This is a genomic window from Emcibacter sp. (genome assembly GCF_963675455.1).
Classification (GTDB): Bacteria; Pseudomonadota; Alphaproteobacteria; order Sphingomonadales; family Emcibacteraceae; genus Emcibacter.
The window spans coordinates 2607657-2622623 of record NZ_OY776217.1; the positions used below are offsets into that span (position 1 = coordinate 2607657).

A 14967-nucleotide genomic window follows, 5' to 3' on the forward strand; every position below is an offset into this window, starting at 1 on the left:
ATTACATCTTCTTGACAGAGAGCACATATGGCACAGGAAATCGCCGAGGGACCGATTGATATTTCGGCCTTTGAGGCAAGCGAAAAATATATCAACCGGGAACTGTCCTGGCTCAGATTCAATTTACGGGTGATGGAGGAATCCTTCAATGAAAATCACCCGCTTCTTGAACGTCTTCGTTTCCTGTCCATTTCCGCCGGCAACCTTGATGAATTTTACATGGTCCGGGTGGCCGGGATTCGCGGTCAGATCAATGCCGGGGTGCACACCATTACGCCGGAGGGGCTGACGCCAGCCCAACAGCTCGCCCAGATCAATCAACTGGCGGAGGAACTGATCAACGAGCAGCAAAGGCGCTGGCAGAGTATTATCGGAGAACTGGCTGAGGAGAAGATATTCCTGGTCAATGGGCAGACTTTGTCTGCCGATGAACAAGGCTGGCTGGAAGACTATTTTCTGGAAAATATTTTTCCCATCCTGACGCCCCTCGCTGTGGATCCGGCCCATCCGTTCCCTTTTATCCCGAACCTGGGATTTTCGCTTGTCCTGGATCTTAAACGGGAGGATACGGGAGCACCGCTCATGGCCCTGTTGCCGGTGCCGCCCCAGGCCCGGCGTTTTATCCGGCTTCCGGGTAACGAGATACGCTTTATATCGCTCGAAGATACGATTCGCTTGTTCCTGGATCGGTTGTTTCCAAACTATTCTGTTCTGGGCGAAGGGATCTTTCGTTTGATTCGCGACAGTGAAATGGAGGTTGATGAGGAGGCCGAAGACCTTGTGCGGGTTTTTGAATCAGCCCTCAAGCGCCGCCGCCGCGGTCATGTCATACGGTTGAAAATATCCTCAAGCACGCCGCAGAAACTCAGAAAAATGGTCGTTCAGGAGCTTAAGATCGGTGAAGATGAAGTCGTCATGGTGGACGGCATTCTCGGTCTGTCTGAAGTCAGTCAGCTGATTGTCGATGATCGGGCCGATCTCAAATTTCCGCCGTACAATCCTCGTTTCCCGCAACGCATCAGGGAGCATGGCGGTGATTGTTTTGCAACCATCCGTGAAAAGGATTTTGTGGTTCATCATCCTTTCGAGAGCTTTGACGTGGTGGTAAGCTTTCTGCGTCAGGCCGCAACGGACCCCAATGTGGTGGCCATCAAGCAGACCCTGTATAGAACCAGCGAAAATTCACCCATTGTCAGTGCCCTGATTGATGCCGCCGACGCCGGTAAGTCGGTGACGGCGCTGGTGGAACTGAAAGCGCGCTTTGACGAGGCCCGGAACATCCAGTGGGCCCGGGATATGGAACGGGCAGGGGTGCAGGTGGTTTACGGTTTTCTGGAACTGAAGACCCATGCCAAGGTTTCACTTGTGGTGCGACGGGAAAATGAAAGCCTTCGCACCTACGTGCATTATGGCACCGGTAACTATCACCCGATTACGGCAAGGATTTACACCGACCTGTCGTTCTTTACGGATGATGAAGCCCTTGGCCGGGATGCGGTGCATATTTTCAATTACCTGACCGGTTATGCGAAACCTCGCCAGCTGGAAAAGGCCGCGATTTCACCTTATGGAATCAGGGACCGGCTGATTGTTGAAATCGACAGGGAAATCGCCAATGCGGCTGCAGGCAAACCGGCGGCAATCTGGGCCAAGATGAATGCCATTGTTGATCCGAAAATCATAGACAAATTATACGAAGCTTCCTGTAGTGGTGTGCAGATTGATCTCGTCATCCGGGGTATTTGCTGCCTGAGACCGGGAGTCCCCGGACTTTCAGAGAATATCAGAGTAAAGAGTATTGTCGGTCGCTTCCTCGAGCATTCGCGAATTGTCTGCTTTGCCAATGGCGCCGAACTGCCTTCCAAACAGGCCAATGTATTTATTTCCTCGGCGGACTGGATGCAAAGGAATTTTGACCGTCGCGTTGAAGTGATGGTGCCGGTCGAAAATCCCACTGTACAGTCCCAGATTGTCGACCAGATCATGGTTGCCAACCTCAAGGACGAGGCCCAAAGCTGGTATCTGCAGCCGGATCACAGCTATAAAAGAAGGCAGTCAGGCCCCAACTCTTTCTCTGCGCATCATTATTTCATGACAAACCCAAGCCTATCGGGTATGGGTGGAGGACTTAAGGGAATTGAAATCCCCCACTTGCTGAAAGAGTGATGTTACTTGGGTAGATTTGCAGTTATCGATATTGGCTCCAACTCGGTTCGCCTGGTGGTCTATGAGAGCCGGCGCCGTGTTCCCTATGTTATCTTCAATGAAAAGGTGCTGTGCGGCCTTGGCCGTGGTGTTTCCGAAACCGGCTTTATGATGGAGGAATCCATTGAGGCGGCCCTGTCGACCCTCAGAAGATTCGCCATGCTGATTGACAAGATGAGGATCAAGGACGTTCGGGCCATCGCAACGTCGGCTGTGCGTGATGCCAAAAACGGACCGGATTTTGTCAATATTGTCCGGGACACCTGTAAAATAGATGTCCAGGTTATTGACGGCGAGGAAGAAGGCCGTCTTGCAGGCCTTGGGGTCGTTTGTGCCTTTCCCAGGGCACATGGTGTTGCCGGTGACCTTGGCGGCGGCAGCCTGGAGCTCACACATGTCAATAATCTGGATGTTTGTGAAAAAGTTACGCTGCCCATTGGTCCCTTGCAGTTCCAGAACCGGGAAGGGGAGGTTTTTCATACGCCGAGAAAGGAAATTGACCGCGCCCTTTCGGAAGTCGAGTGGCTGGAGAATTATGTCGGTCAGTCCTTCTATGCTGTCGGCGGGTCGTGGAGGGCCCTTGCCAAGATCAATATGCTGGAAACCGGGTATCCGCTGAATAATATTCATAACTACCGGATAGAGGTCGAGGATGCTCTCGCTCTGACAAAAAAACTTTCGAAAATGACCCTTGAGGAAATGCAGATTTACAGCGGTCATGTCTCCAGCCGTCGACTCAGGGTGCTTGCCCTTTCTGCGCTGATCCTGCGCCGTGTAGTGAAAAAGCTGCAGCCTGCGGAAATCGTGGTATCCGGTTACGGAATCAGGGAAGGCCTCCTGTTTGACGGCATGCCGTCAAATGTTCAGAACGAAGATCCTCTGATTCAGGGATGTCATGAGATCGCCGCAATGACCGGACGTTTTCCGGAACATGGTCTGCGTTTACTCAACTGGATTGAACCGCTTTTCGAAGATGAGAGTCCGGATGACAAACGGCTTCGTCTGGCCATTTGCATGCTCAGTGATGTAGGCTGGCGCGGCCATCCGGAATATCGGGCCGAGAAGGTTATTTCGGAGATCATGTATGGCCGTCTGATCGGTATTGACCATCGTGGTGTCGGTCTGATCGGTCTGGCCCTGTATGTCTGTTACGGCGGCACCATTGGTGACAATAATACCAGCATCTGCATGTCACTGGTGAGTGAAGAAGATTTGCTTTATGCCAAACGCCTGGGGCTTGCCCTTCGTCTGGCACAGAGGATCTCTGCCGGTACGGCGCGAGGGCTGAATGCCGCCGGCCTTGAAATTAATGGCGATTCTCTTGTCTTGAATATGCAGCCCGGCAAGGCGGACCTGGTCAATGAAGTGGTTCGCAGAAGGTTTGACAAACTGGCGGCGGAAATTAATCTGCAACCAGTTGTGTCTGTCGAAAAGGATTAGGCCTCGACCGGAAACAGGACGATTTCGCCGTCCTTCATTGAAAACCCAAGTTTACCGTGTTTCAGATCAAGGGCATGCTTGCCGAACAGCTCAAAACGCCAGCCGTGCAGGGCGGGAATGTCCGCGTTATCGTCTGCAGCCAGTTTTTCGAGCTCATCCATGGTAGCAACAAGCTTGGCAGCGACGCCTTCCTTCTGGCATTTGTGTTTCAACAGAACCTTGAGGAGTTCCATCACAGGCTCGACGTTCATGGCCGGTGGACGGGGGCGGGCGATTACCGGCAGCTCATGATCAGGCATGTCGAGGGCTTGCTTCACATAAGAGAGGACAACATCGCCCGGCTTGCTTGAGCCGAATTGGGGTGGCAGGCCGCGAATGCCGTTGAGGGAGTTGCTGTGCTGTGGCCGGATGGCGGCCACTTCCAGAAGCACCTCATCCCGCATGATTCTGTTGCGGGGGATGTTGCGACGCTGGGCTTCTTCCTCCCGCCATTGGGCAAGTTTACGGACGATGGCGTGGAACCGGTTGTTATTGTTACGGATCTTGATCCGCTTCCAGGCATCTTCCGGGAGGGTGATATAGGTATCGGGATTGCCCAGTTGCTCCATCTCCTCGTCCAGCCAGTAGGTTCTGTCACTCATTTCCAGCTGATCGCGAAGCTTCCGGTAAATAACCCTCAGGTGAGTAACATCGCCCAAGGCGTAATCAATCTGTCTCTGGCTCAGGGGGCGTCGTGACCAATCAGTGAAACGGGAACTTTTGTCCAGGCTTTCGCCGACCAGGCTGGAGACCAGTTTGTCATAGCCGATATTGTCGCCAAAGCCGCAGACCATGGCGGCAACCTGGCTGTCGAACAGAGGCGTGGGGACCCTGCCGGTTTCATTGACAAATATTTCGATATCCTGGCGAGCCGCATGAAAAACCTTGATCACATTTTCGTTGGCCATCAGATCATGGAAGGGGGCAAGATCAAGTCCGTCGGCGAGAGGGTCGATGGCATGATATTCTTCCTCGTTGGCAATCTGGATAAGACAAAGCTTTGAGTAATAGGTTTTATCTCTCAAGAATTCCGTATCTACCGTGACATATTCCGAACTCGACAGCCGCTCGCAAAGTTCTGCCAGTTGCTGATTTTTTGTAATAACACTCATTTGGGGAACCGATCTTACCTTTTATTGGGAAATGTCATGGGAATGACTTGACAAATATGCAATAAAGCACAAAAACAACCTGAATTGAACATGAAATATAGAAGAAACCATAATGCACGAATACAGAACGAATACCTGTGCCGAACTCCGTGAAGATCATGTTGGTAATTCCGTCAGATTGTCCGGCTGGGTGCATCGCAAAAGGGACCATGGCGGCCTGTTGTTCATCGACCTGCGGGACCATTACGGCCTGACGCAGTGTGTCATTGATGTTGAGAGCCCCTTTTTCAGGGATGCAGAGACCGCCCGCCCGGAAAGTGTTATCCGTATTGATGGTGTTGTTGTGGCCCGAAGCGAGGATACAATCAACGCCAATCTTCCCACCGGCCGGATTGAAGTACAGGTGAAAGCATTTGAGGTGCTGTCCCAGGCTGACGAACTGCCGATGCCTGTCTTTGGCGACCAGGAATATCCTGAAGAAACACGCCTGACCTATCGTTATCTGGACCTGCGCCGGGATCGGTTGCACCAGAATATCGTTCTCAGGTCCGATGTGATTTCCAGCATTCGTCGCAGGATGGTGGACCAGGGTTTCAGGGAATATCAAACACCAATCCTGACGGCATCCTCTCCGGAAGGCGCCAGGGACTTTCTGGTGCCGAGCCGCATGCATCCGGGCAAATTTTATGCCCTGCCGCAGGCCCCCCAGCAGTTCAAGCAGCTTCTGATGATTGCCGGCTTCGACCGCTATTTCCAGATCGCCCCCTGTTTCAGGGACGAGGATGCCCGGGCAGATCGTTCTCCCGGGGAATTCTACCAGCTTGATATGGAAATGTCCTTTGTCACGCAGGAAGACGTCTTTGCCGCCATTGAACCGGTGATGCAGGGAATTTTCGAGGAATTTTCAGACAAGAAAGTAACTCCTGCGCCGTTTCCACGGATTCCCTTCAAAGAATCCATGCTGAAATATGGTAATGACAAGCCCGACCTGCGCAACCCCGTTGAAATCAGCGACGTGACTGAAGTCTTCCGTGATTCAGGTTTTGGAATTTTTGCCGGTATGGTCGAGAAAGGCGCTGTTGTTCGCGCTATCCCGGCACCGGGAGCCGGCGGGTCACAGGCCAGAAGTTTCTTCGATAAAATGAACAGCTGGGCCCAGTCCGAAGGTCATGCCGGTCTTGGATACGTGATTTTCAAAGACGGCGAGGGACGCGGACCGATTGCCAAGAACCTTGGGGATGAACGTCTTTCCCAGCTACGCGAAGTTGCAAGTCTTGGTGAAAATGACGGGGTATTTTTCGCCTGCGCCGATGATACAGCGGCCGCTCAACTGGCCGGACTGGCCCGGACCAAGGTTGGTGAGGATCTTGATCTGATTGAGAAGGATACCTTTAAATTCTGCTGGATCGTGGATTTCCCGATGTATGAATGGGATGAGGTAGAGAAAAAACTGGACTTCAGCCATAACCCCTTCTCGATGCCGCAGGGCGGGATGGAAGCGCTGGAAACCATGGATCCGGAAGATATCCTGGGTTATCAGTATGACATCGTTTGTAACGGTATTGAGCTGTCGTCAGGCGCCATCAGGAACCACAAACCGGAAATCATGTATAAGGCGTTCGAGATAGCCGGATACGGTCCGGAAGTGGTCGAAGATCGCTTTGCCGGTATGTTGAACGCCCTGAAATATGGCGCTCCTCCCCATGGTGGTGTTGCTCCGGGGATTGACCGTATCGTTATGTTGCTGGCCGATGAGCCGAACATTCGTGAAGTCATTGTCTTCCCGATGAACCAGAAGGCGGAAGACCTGATGATGAAAGCGCCGAGCGCGGCAAGCAATGCCCAGCTTCGGGAATTGCATCTGAGAACGGTGTTGCCAGAGGCCAAATAACGGTTTTCCTCGGCAGGTAAAACACAAAACAAAAGGCATGACTTGCGGGTCATGCCTTTTTTAGTCGTCCGTTTTCCGGGCGCCGTGTGGTAATCAGAGGATCAGGCGCGGATGTCTACATTCTGCCCGACATTGGGGCCTGTATCCGCTTCAACTTCCTTGCGCTCAACAGAGGAATCTTCAGCAATATTCTGAATTGACTGCTGAATAGTGGCCTTATTCTCGAGGCTGCCACTATGACCCGCATTGATCTGAACCGTATTGGAGGCCTTGCTTGCTTCTGCAACATCTACCATTTTTAAATTCCTTACATTTATTCCACACTAATCTATAACATATTCATTACTGAAACATTAACTTTTGATTCATATTTATCAAAAGAATTCTGGTTATGGTTAATAGTTGCATGTATGCTCTGTGCGGGAATAAAAACCAAGTAAAACAAAGGCATATGGAATGATGTTACAGAAAAGCCGCTATAGTTTTTTTCTGTCAGTTATTTTATCCGGACTTCTTGCCCTGTCGGGATGCAGCTCTACGGGCCCCAAGCGGGTAGACGGGGAGCTGGTCTTTGATGCTGATTCTCTGGTCAATATGGCGGACAGCTTTGCCAAAACCGGCGATTACGGCAATGCGCTGAGACTTTACCAGAGGGCGGCCACGGAAAATCCGGAACATCTTGATGCCAAGATCGGTCTTGCCAGGACCTACCTGCGGCTCGGGGCGGCGGATGCGGCGATCTCGATCTATCAGTCAGTTCTGACAATAGATCCGGAGAATGCTGAAGCCAAAATGGGAATAAGTCAGATGCTGATCAGGGAAAACAAGCCGGATGAAGCCCTCGACTATCTATCGCAGATCACAGGAGAGACGGCGCTAAATCATCGTTTTTATAATGTTCGCGGCCTCGCTTATGACCTGAAGGGAGATCATGAACAGGCGCAGATTACTTATGGCGCCGGCCTGAACAACGAGCCGGACAATATTTCCCTGCTGAATAACCTCGGCCTGTCGTTCGCTATTCAGGGGCAGTATGCGCCAGCCATCCGCATATTGAGCAAAGCAGCAAACATGGGCGGGAATAATGCCACAGCCCTGCAGAACCTGGTTATGGCCTATTCCTTGTCAGGAGAAGAAGAGGCTGCCCGGAAAATGGCAACCTCCTTTATGAGCGAGGAGGAGATTCCAGCCAGTTTTCAGTTTTACCGCTGGCTGAAAAGCCTGAATTCCACTCAGAAAGCCCAGGCGATTTTTCTTGGTGTGAGGACCTTTCCCAAAGAGCAGGATGATATGTCATCCGTTCAGGAGCCGGCAAATTCAGGGTCGCAATCTGTTCAGGACGAAGAACCTCTGGACCCCAAGAAAAAGAAACTTATGGAGATCCTGACGGAAGAACCGCCACAGAAGGAGGTTCTGGAGAAGCCGGCCGAGGAAGCCATGGCGGCATCCGGACCGGAAGAAGGGATGCCTGCGGCTTCTGAAACGCTTGCAGTCCCAATGTCTGGAAAGGCCGTGGAAAAAGTCTATCGTGTCCAGCTAGGATCTTATCCAACAGAGGAAACTGCGGCAGAGGGCTGGACCTGGCTGCGCAAGCGTTCGGAAAATATCCTTGAATCCTATGATCCCGATATCCGGGAAATCCAGCAGGATGACGGCACATCACTGTATCGCCTGTTCATTGCCGGGATTGAAGAAAAGCAGTCGGCGAGGGAAGTCTGCTCACTGCTGAAAACGCATAACATAGATTGTCTTGTGATTTTTACGGACCGCTAGTCCATCCTTCCAGACGTGTTCAGGCCGAACAAAGGTTGGTGTCAGACAGGGGAGATGTGCCTTTTGGCAAAAAACCTTTGGCAGGTATAATCCGTGGCGCTGCCTGAAAAATATCCCTGATGCCCCAGATTACACTCAGCAGAAGGAAGGGAATGAAAGCCAGACCGGCATAATGTAACAGGTTTTCCATGACAAGCTCCTTTATGTTCTTTATTTGTTCTATTTTATAGAGACGGTCAAGTCAAGAACAAAAACAGAACATTAAAGATAAATATGACAAGTGACTCTGACAGGAAAATCTGGATCAGGCTGTTTTTCTGATTTTTTGGGCTAGGTCGAATTCCGTTTTCACGCAATTGCGCCCGGATTTCTTCGCCAGATAGAGAGCTTCATCCGCGCGGCCTATGATTTCCGGTTTGCGGTCCCCCTGATGGTACCGCGCCACACCGAAGGAAACAGTGATCTTGCCGATACGTTCGCCGGTGCTTTTTCGTTTCATGGACCGTTGGGAAACAGATTCGCGAATGGCGTCAGCCATTTCGACGGCCTCTTCTATGGTGGTATCGGGAAGCACAACACAGAATTCCTCGCCACCAAAGCGGGCAGGGGTGCCCTTTTCACCGACCCGAAGTTTCATGACGTGGGCAACGGCTTTAAGGACCTGATCCCCTACCTGATGGCCCCAGGTGTCATTGAACTGTTTGAAATGATCGATATCACCGATCAGGAGGCACATTTCCTTCTGATTCTTTTCGCATTCCCTGAAGGCCTGGTCCAGCCGGTCTTCAAAACACCTGCGGTTGCCGATATTGGTCAGCATATCGGTCTTGTTTTCCTGACGGACCGCCTCCAGGCTGGACTGAAGCTTCTGGATTTCCTGGGAAGAGGATTTCAGATCTGCTTCCATTTTCTGGCTTCGTTCCTGCATTTTCCGGGTATCAGACAGTATTTCCTTCAGAATGACGCTGATTTCCGATCCACCCTGCATATTTTCCAGACTGTCCAAATGGTCATTCAGGGACGTGCTGTATTCGGTTGTGCTTTCACCCGATTCTTTAAGAGTTTTGACAATCTTGACCAGTTCTTTCTGAATCGATTGTCCGGCTTCCTCAACAGCGGTTTGAGACAACTCACTGGAAAAGAATCTCTGATATAAATTTTCGCAAATTTCGGTACTGAATCTTGTCGCCTTGCCGACAAGACCATTGATGGCGCCACTGAGGGCAAGGTCGGAGCCCGCAGAATGGGTGTACCAGACATGATAGTTCATGGGGGTCGGGACAATGTTGTAATCGGACATCAGGTCCAACGCCTTGTCCGATGTTTCCCTGATAAATTCTATATCATCCCTGTCCTGGATAAATGACATTCTTTTTTAATCCCAACCTAGCTGCTAATTCACAAGTTTATCCGCCCGATAACACATGGATAATCGGTTAATCCTAAAAAATGCCTAAGGATCAGGGTAAATAAACGGTAAAAATTAGAACATAAGGCTTTGGGAGTACTTACTTATTTTCATCCCGGAGGAGGAATGCCGGGACATGATCACCCATGCCAACTACTGGTTTGCCGCTTTCACGGGGTTCGCGCCGGTCAGAAGTTTCTCTCCGGCCGGGAGCTTCTCTGCGGGGGGAAGATTCTCTCCTGGGGGAGGATTCCCTGCGGGTTGAAGGTTCTTTCCGCTCGGATGTTTCTTTTTTCTCGGCAGGCTCTCTTCGGGCTGGCGCTCTTTTCTCACCGGATGCCGCGGACGGTTTCCGGTCTCTGCCGCCTTCGGAAGTGCGGGGACGTCTTTCCCGTGTTGCGGGGGCGTCGAAACCCTCAAGGTCTTCTACCGGAATATCGTTGCCGAGCATTTTCTGCAGGGCGTCCAGGTATTTTTTGTCCTTTGGCGTGGTCAGGCTGAAGGACCAGCCTTCCTTGCCGGCGCGGCCGGTGCGGCCGATGCGGTGAATATAGTCTTCCGGGTTGCGGGGTATGTCATAGTTGAACACGTGGCTGATGTTGGACACATCAAGGCCGCGGGCGGCGACATCAGAGGCCACCAGGAGCTGGATCTCTCCGGCCTTGTATTTGGCCAAGGTCTCGCTACGGATTGACTGGGGCAAATCGCCGTGGATTTCCGCCACGCTGAAGCCATGCACGGCCAGCGACTTGGCGACCACCTTCACGTCCGATTTGCGGTTGCAGAAAATGATTCCGTTTTTCACATCGTTGGTTTCGATCAGGTGCCGCAGGGCGGCGCGCTTGACCTTGTCGTCGGCGGCCACACGCACCAGTTTCTGGGTGATGGTCACGGCCGTGGACTTGGGTGAGGAAACGGTGATTTCCTTGGGGTCCTTGAGGAACTGGTCGGTCAGCCGCTTGACTTCCTTCGGCATGGTGGCCGAGAAGAACAGGCTTTGCAGGCGCGGCGGCATCAGCTTACAGATTTTCTCCACATCGGGGATAAAGCCCATGTCCAGCATGCGGTCGGCTTCGTCCACCACCAGGATTTCAGTGCCGGTCAGCATGACATGTCCGCGTTCCAGATGGTCAATCAGCCGGCCCGGTGTGGCAATCAGCACATCAACGCCGCGGTCCAGCAGTTTTTCCTGCTCGGCAAAGGCGACACCACCGATCAGCAGGGCCATGGTCAGTTTGGAATTCTTGCCGTATTTTTCGAAACTTTCCGCCACCTGGGCGGCCAGTTCGCGGGTCGGCTCGAGAATCAGGGTGCGCGGCATGCGCGCCCGGGCCCGGCCCTCGGAAAGGATATCGATCAGGGGCAGGGTAAAGGAGGCGGTTTTCCCGGTTCCGGTCTGGGCAATACCCAGAATATCCCTGCCTTGCAGGACACTTGGTATGGCTTTGGCCTGGATGGGGGTGGGCTCGGTATAGCCGGCATCTTTGATGGCGGCGAGGAGCTGTTCACTTAAACCTAAATATTCAAAACCCATGTGGTCGTATAGTCTTTCCGTTTCACTTTGTCTAATCACGGCGCAGAATAGGCAATTCTGTCAATATGTCAATGATGCAGTGTGCAGGGCAGCATTGAAGGTTGTTTGAAAGTTGTGAATTTAGTAAAATACGTCGAGAATTTTCTTTGGGAAATTGAGATGAAATGGAAAGCATGCTCCATAATTGCCGCTATCCCAGGACTGTTGGTCGCGTTTTTAAGCTGACTGGTTTTAGAACTGTTTCCTAAATATCCAGTTCCTTCGCCCGTGCCGCATTTTCCTGGATGAACTGGAACCTGAGTTCCGGCTTCTTGCCCATCAGCTGATCGACTTTTTCCGCCGTTTCCAGACGCCCGCCTTCTGGTACGATAATGCGCAGGAGCGTCCGTTTGCCGTGGGTCATGGTGGTTTCACGAAGCTGGGCCGGCGGCATTTCGCCGAGGCCTTTAAAGCGGCTGACTTCCACCTTGCCGCGGCCGGAAAACTCGCTGGCCATCAGTTCGTCCTTGTGGGCGTCGTCCCGGGCATAAAGCACCTTGCCGCCCTGGGCGATGCGATAGAGCGGCGGCTGGGCCAGGTACAGATGGCCGTTTTTGAGGAGCTCCGGCATTTCCTGATAAAAGTAGGTCATCAGCAGGGTGGCGATATGGGCGCCGTCCACGTCAGCATCGGTCATGATGATGATTTTTTCGTACCGGAGGTCGTCTTCCACATATTTGTCGCCAAAACCGCAGCCCAGCGCCTGGATGATGTCGGCAATTTCCTGGTTGGCGCGGATTTTGTCGCGGGTGGCGCTGGCCACATTGAGGATTTTACCGCGGATCGGCAGAATCGCCTGGTTTTTCCGGTTCCGGGCCTGCTTGGCGGAGCCGCCGGCGGAATCACCCTCCACGATGTAAATTTCTGACCCTTCCGCATCATTCTGGGAACAGTCGGCGAGCTTGCCGGGCAGGCGCAGTTTGCGCTTGTTGGTGGCGGTCTTGCGGTTGACGTCTTTTTCCTGACGGCGGCGCAGGCGTTCCTCAACCCGCTCCAGCGCCCAGGCCAGAAGATCGTTGGCCATGTCCGGCGCACCGGACAGCCAGTGATCGAAATGGTCGCGCACGGCGTTTTCCACCAGACGGGCGGCTTCCGCCGTAGTCAGCTTGTCCTTGGTCTGGCCCTGGAACTGGGGGTTTTTGATGAAAACGGAAATCAGCGAACAGGCGGCAACAAAAATATCCTCGCCAGTGATGGCGGCGGCTTTCTTGTTGCCGATCAGTTCGCCATAAGCCTTGATGCCCTTGAGCAAAGCGGCGCGCAGCCCTGCCTCGTGGGTGCCGCCCTGGGGGGTGGGCACGGTATTACAATAGGAACGGGTGCTGCCGTCGCCATATTCCGGCCAGGCAATGGCCCATTCCACATTGCCCATGTTGTCGGCCAGAGGCACCCGGCCGTGGAAATTTTCCGTCGTCACCAGGCTGCGTTTTTCCATGCTCTCGGTCAGGTAATCATTGAGCCCGCCGGGGAAGTGCAGGGTATCTTTTTCCGGGGTCTGATCGCCTTCCACCAGCAGCGAAGGATCGCAGGCCCAGCGGATTTCCACACCGCGAAACAGATAGGCCTTTGATTTGGCGGACTGATAGAGCCGGGCCGGTTTAAGCTGGGCCTTTTCACCGAAGATTTCCGGGTCCGGATGGAATGTCACCTTGGTGCCGCGCCGGTTCGGGGTGGATCCTAAATTTTCAAGTTTGCCGACCGGATGACCGCGGGAAAAATCCTGTTTCCAGACCTGTTTATCGCGGGCGACCTCGACCGACATCTTATCGGACAGGGCGTTAACAACGGAAATGCCAACCCCGTGCAGGCCACCGGAGGTTTCGTAAGCCTTGCTGTTGAACTTGCCGCCGGAATGAAGTGTGGTCAGGATCACTTCCAGGGCGGACTTGTCCTTGTATTTCGGGTGCGGGTCGACGGGGATGCCGCGGCCGTTATCGGTGATCGTGACCGACCCGTCGGCGTTCAGGGTCATCTCGATGCGGGTGGCGTGACCGGCCACGGCCTCGTCCATGGAGTTGTCGAGCACTTCGGCCACAAGATGGTGCAGGGCGCGCTCGTCAGTGCCGCCGATATACATGCCGGGGCGCATGCGGACGGGCTCCAGGCCCTCCAGTACCTCGATATCCTTGGCAGAATATTCACCGGCTACAGGGGTCGTCTCAAACAGGTCACTCATGGTATGATATTGGTCTCAACTGGTTTTACGGGCCGATCAGCGGGGACGGCCTGTCATTCTTGATTGCTGTGTCGGCTACACTATAAGCCAAGATTAAAAAGCTTCACAACAAGATATTGTTAGGAATTGAAATTAGCCGCCGGGGCAGGCATAATCGACGCCAAGATAAAATAAACCAGAGATATTTTGCGCTATACACCACTCAGCCAATTCCTGAAGACACAGTTGCCCCGCATCCGGCGGGCCGATCTTGTAACTGTGCCCGCAGAAGGGTCGCTGAAACTGGTGCGTGATCTGGCCGGGATCACCTGGCACTGGCGCAAACAGGCCCTGCTGACAGCCTATCTGCTGCTGATGGGCTTTGCCCTCGGCGTGATCTATATCTATGCGACGGGCAGGGGCCATGAGCCGACGACCACAGCACAGGCAATAATTCCGGTACAGGAACAACAAGTGGTCACCGTCGAGAAAGTCCTGCCGATTCCCTTCGAGGAAGGACATCAGCAAACCGAAGTGGTGGTCAGCCTGCCCGATCTGGAGGTGGCGCCAAGCTTCCCCCGCACCGAAACCCGGCTGCCCGAAAGCCCGCCGCTGTGGAAGGCCAATGCGGTCGCTGTGGGCGGCTTGATCCCGGGGCAGCCGCAAATCTCCATCGTCATTGACGACCTGGGTATTTTGAAAGACAACACCCGGCGCCTGATCAATATGCAGCCGGGCCTGACCCTGTCGTTCCTGCCATATGCCACCGACCTTGAGCCGCAGACCGATCTCGCCCGCCGCAAAGGGCATGAACTGATGCTGCATCTGCCCATGCAGCCGCGGGGCGATGCCTTGCCCGGCCCCCATGCCCTGAAGGCGGATCTCGGACAAGAGGAACTGCTTGGCCAGATCCTGTGGAATCTGGACCGGTTTGACGGTTATGTCGGCATCAATAATCACATGGGCAGCGCCTTTACCGAGGATTATGACGGTATCAGCCAGCTGTTGTCGGTGGTGCGGGAGAGGGGGCTGCTGGTGCTGGACAGCAAGACCACCAACAATTCCGTGCTGGCCGGACTTGCCGAGCAGAAGGATATTCCCCATGCGGTGCGGGATGTGTTCCTGGATAATACGCAGGATGTGGATTATATCCTGGGTCAACTGGATAAATTGGAAGAATATGCCCGGCGTCACGGCTCAGCCGTCGCCATCGGCCATCCCTATGACGAGACCATCGCGGCGCTGGAACTCTGGCTGCCAAAGCTCAGGGAAAAGGGCATTACCCTGGTGCCGCTGAGCCATATCGTCGAGGGCAAATACCGCAAGACCATGATCGCCCAGGGCGGCATGGATCAGGCGGAGTAAAATTCC

Annotated in this window: 11 protein-coding genes; 5 read left to right on the forward strand and 6 right to left on the reverse strand. The window is 53.4% G+C overall.

Translation table 11 applies throughout. The features are described 5' to 3' along the window. The first annotated feature begins 27 nt into the window (after nucleotides 1-27). A complete protein-coding gene (locus ACORNT_RS12100) occupies nucleotides 28-2166 on the forward strand; it encodes an RNA degradosome polyphosphate kinase (RefSeq protein WP_321391059.1) in 2139 nt (712 codons plus the stop codon). 6 nt (nucleotides 2167-2172) lie between these two features. Beyond that, nucleotides 2173-3645 (forward strand): Ppx/GppA family phosphatase, encoded by a 1473-nt coding sequence (locus ACORNT_RS12105; RefSeq protein WP_321391061.1) that lies wholly within the window; start codon nucleotides 2173-2175, stop codon nucleotides 3643-3645. On the opposite strand, the gene rnd is transcribed toward ACORNT_RS12105, so the two are convergent. Continuing rightward, the gene (rnd, locus tag ACORNT_RS12110; protein ID WP_321391065.1) at nucleotides 3642-4796 is read right to left on the reverse strand and encodes a ribonuclease D; all 1155 of its coding nucleotides are present in this window, start codon (nucleotides 4794-4796) and stop codon (nucleotides 3642-3644) included. The two genes, ACORNT_RS12105 and rnd, sit on opposite strands and share 4 nt — an antisense overlap. Nucleotides 4797-4908: 112 nt before the next feature. Between rnd and aspS the strand changes: the two genes are divergently transcribed. Further along, nucleotides 4909-6687, forward strand: coding sequence for an aspartate--tRNA ligase (gene aspS / locus ACORNT_RS12115; protein ID WP_321391068.1), 1779 nt, complete (start codon nucleotides 4909-4911; stop codon nucleotides 6685-6687). A gap of 101 nt (nucleotides 6688-6788) precedes the next feature. Here the strand turns inward: aspS and ACORNT_RS12120 are convergent, their stop codons facing one another. Further along, nucleotides 6789-6983: a hypothetical protein gene (locus ACORNT_RS12120; protein WP_321391070.1), complete on the reverse strand. Its 195-nt coding sequence runs from the start codon at nucleotides 6981-6983 to the stop codon at nucleotides 6789-6791. A 160-nt stretch (nucleotides 6984-7143) separates the two neighbouring features. On the opposite strand from ACORNT_RS12120, the gene ACORNT_RS12125 reads away from it, so the two are divergent. Further along, complete coding sequence (locus tag ACORNT_RS12125) at nucleotides 7144-8460, forward strand: tetratricopeptide repeat protein (RefSeq protein ID WP_321391073.1); 1317 nt, start codon at nucleotides 7144-7146, stop codon at nucleotides 8458-8460. Between the two features lie 19 nt (nucleotides 8461-8479). On the opposite strand, the gene ACORNT_RS12130 is transcribed toward ACORNT_RS12125, so the two are convergent. The 4 genes from ACORNT_RS12130 to parE all read right to left on the reverse strand — a co-directional run bounded on the left by ACORNT_RS12130 (nucleotide 8480) and on the right by parE (nucleotide 13617). Further along, nucleotides 8480-8650 carry a hypothetical protein gene (locus ACORNT_RS12130; RefSeq protein WP_321391076.1) on the reverse strand — a complete coding sequence of 57 codons (171 nt, stop codon included), beginning with the start codon at nucleotides 8648-8650 and terminating at the stop codon, nucleotides 8480-8482. 114 nt (nucleotides 8651-8764) lie between these two features. After that, nucleotides 8765-9829, reverse strand: a complete 1065-nt coding sequence (locus tag ACORNT_RS12135) for a GGDEF domain-containing protein (protein ID WP_321391078.1) — start codon at nucleotides 9827-9829, stop codon at nucleotides 8765-8767. 139 nt (nucleotides 9830-9968) lie between these two features. Continuing rightward, nucleotides 9969-11402: a DEAD/DEAH box helicase gene (locus ACORNT_RS12140; protein ID WP_321391080.1), complete on the reverse strand. Its 1434-nt coding sequence runs from the start codon at nucleotides 11400-11402 to the stop codon at nucleotides 9969-9971. Between the two features lie 244 nt (nucleotides 11403-11646). Beyond that, on the reverse strand, nucleotides 11647-13617 hold the full coding sequence (gene parE / locus ACORNT_RS12145; protein WP_321391082.1) for a DNA topoisomerase IV subunit B: 1971 nt from the start codon (nucleotides 13615-13617) through the stop codon (nucleotides 11647-11649). A gap of 186 nt (nucleotides 13618-13803) precedes the next feature. On the opposite strand from parE, the gene ACORNT_RS12150 reads away from it, so the two are divergent. Continuing rightward, nucleotides 13804-14961: a divergent polysaccharide deacetylase family protein gene (locus ACORNT_RS12150; RefSeq protein WP_321391088.1), complete on the forward strand. Its 1158-nt coding sequence runs from the start codon at nucleotides 13804-13806 to the stop codon at nucleotides 14959-14961. Nucleotides 14962-14967 lie beyond the last annotated feature (6 nt).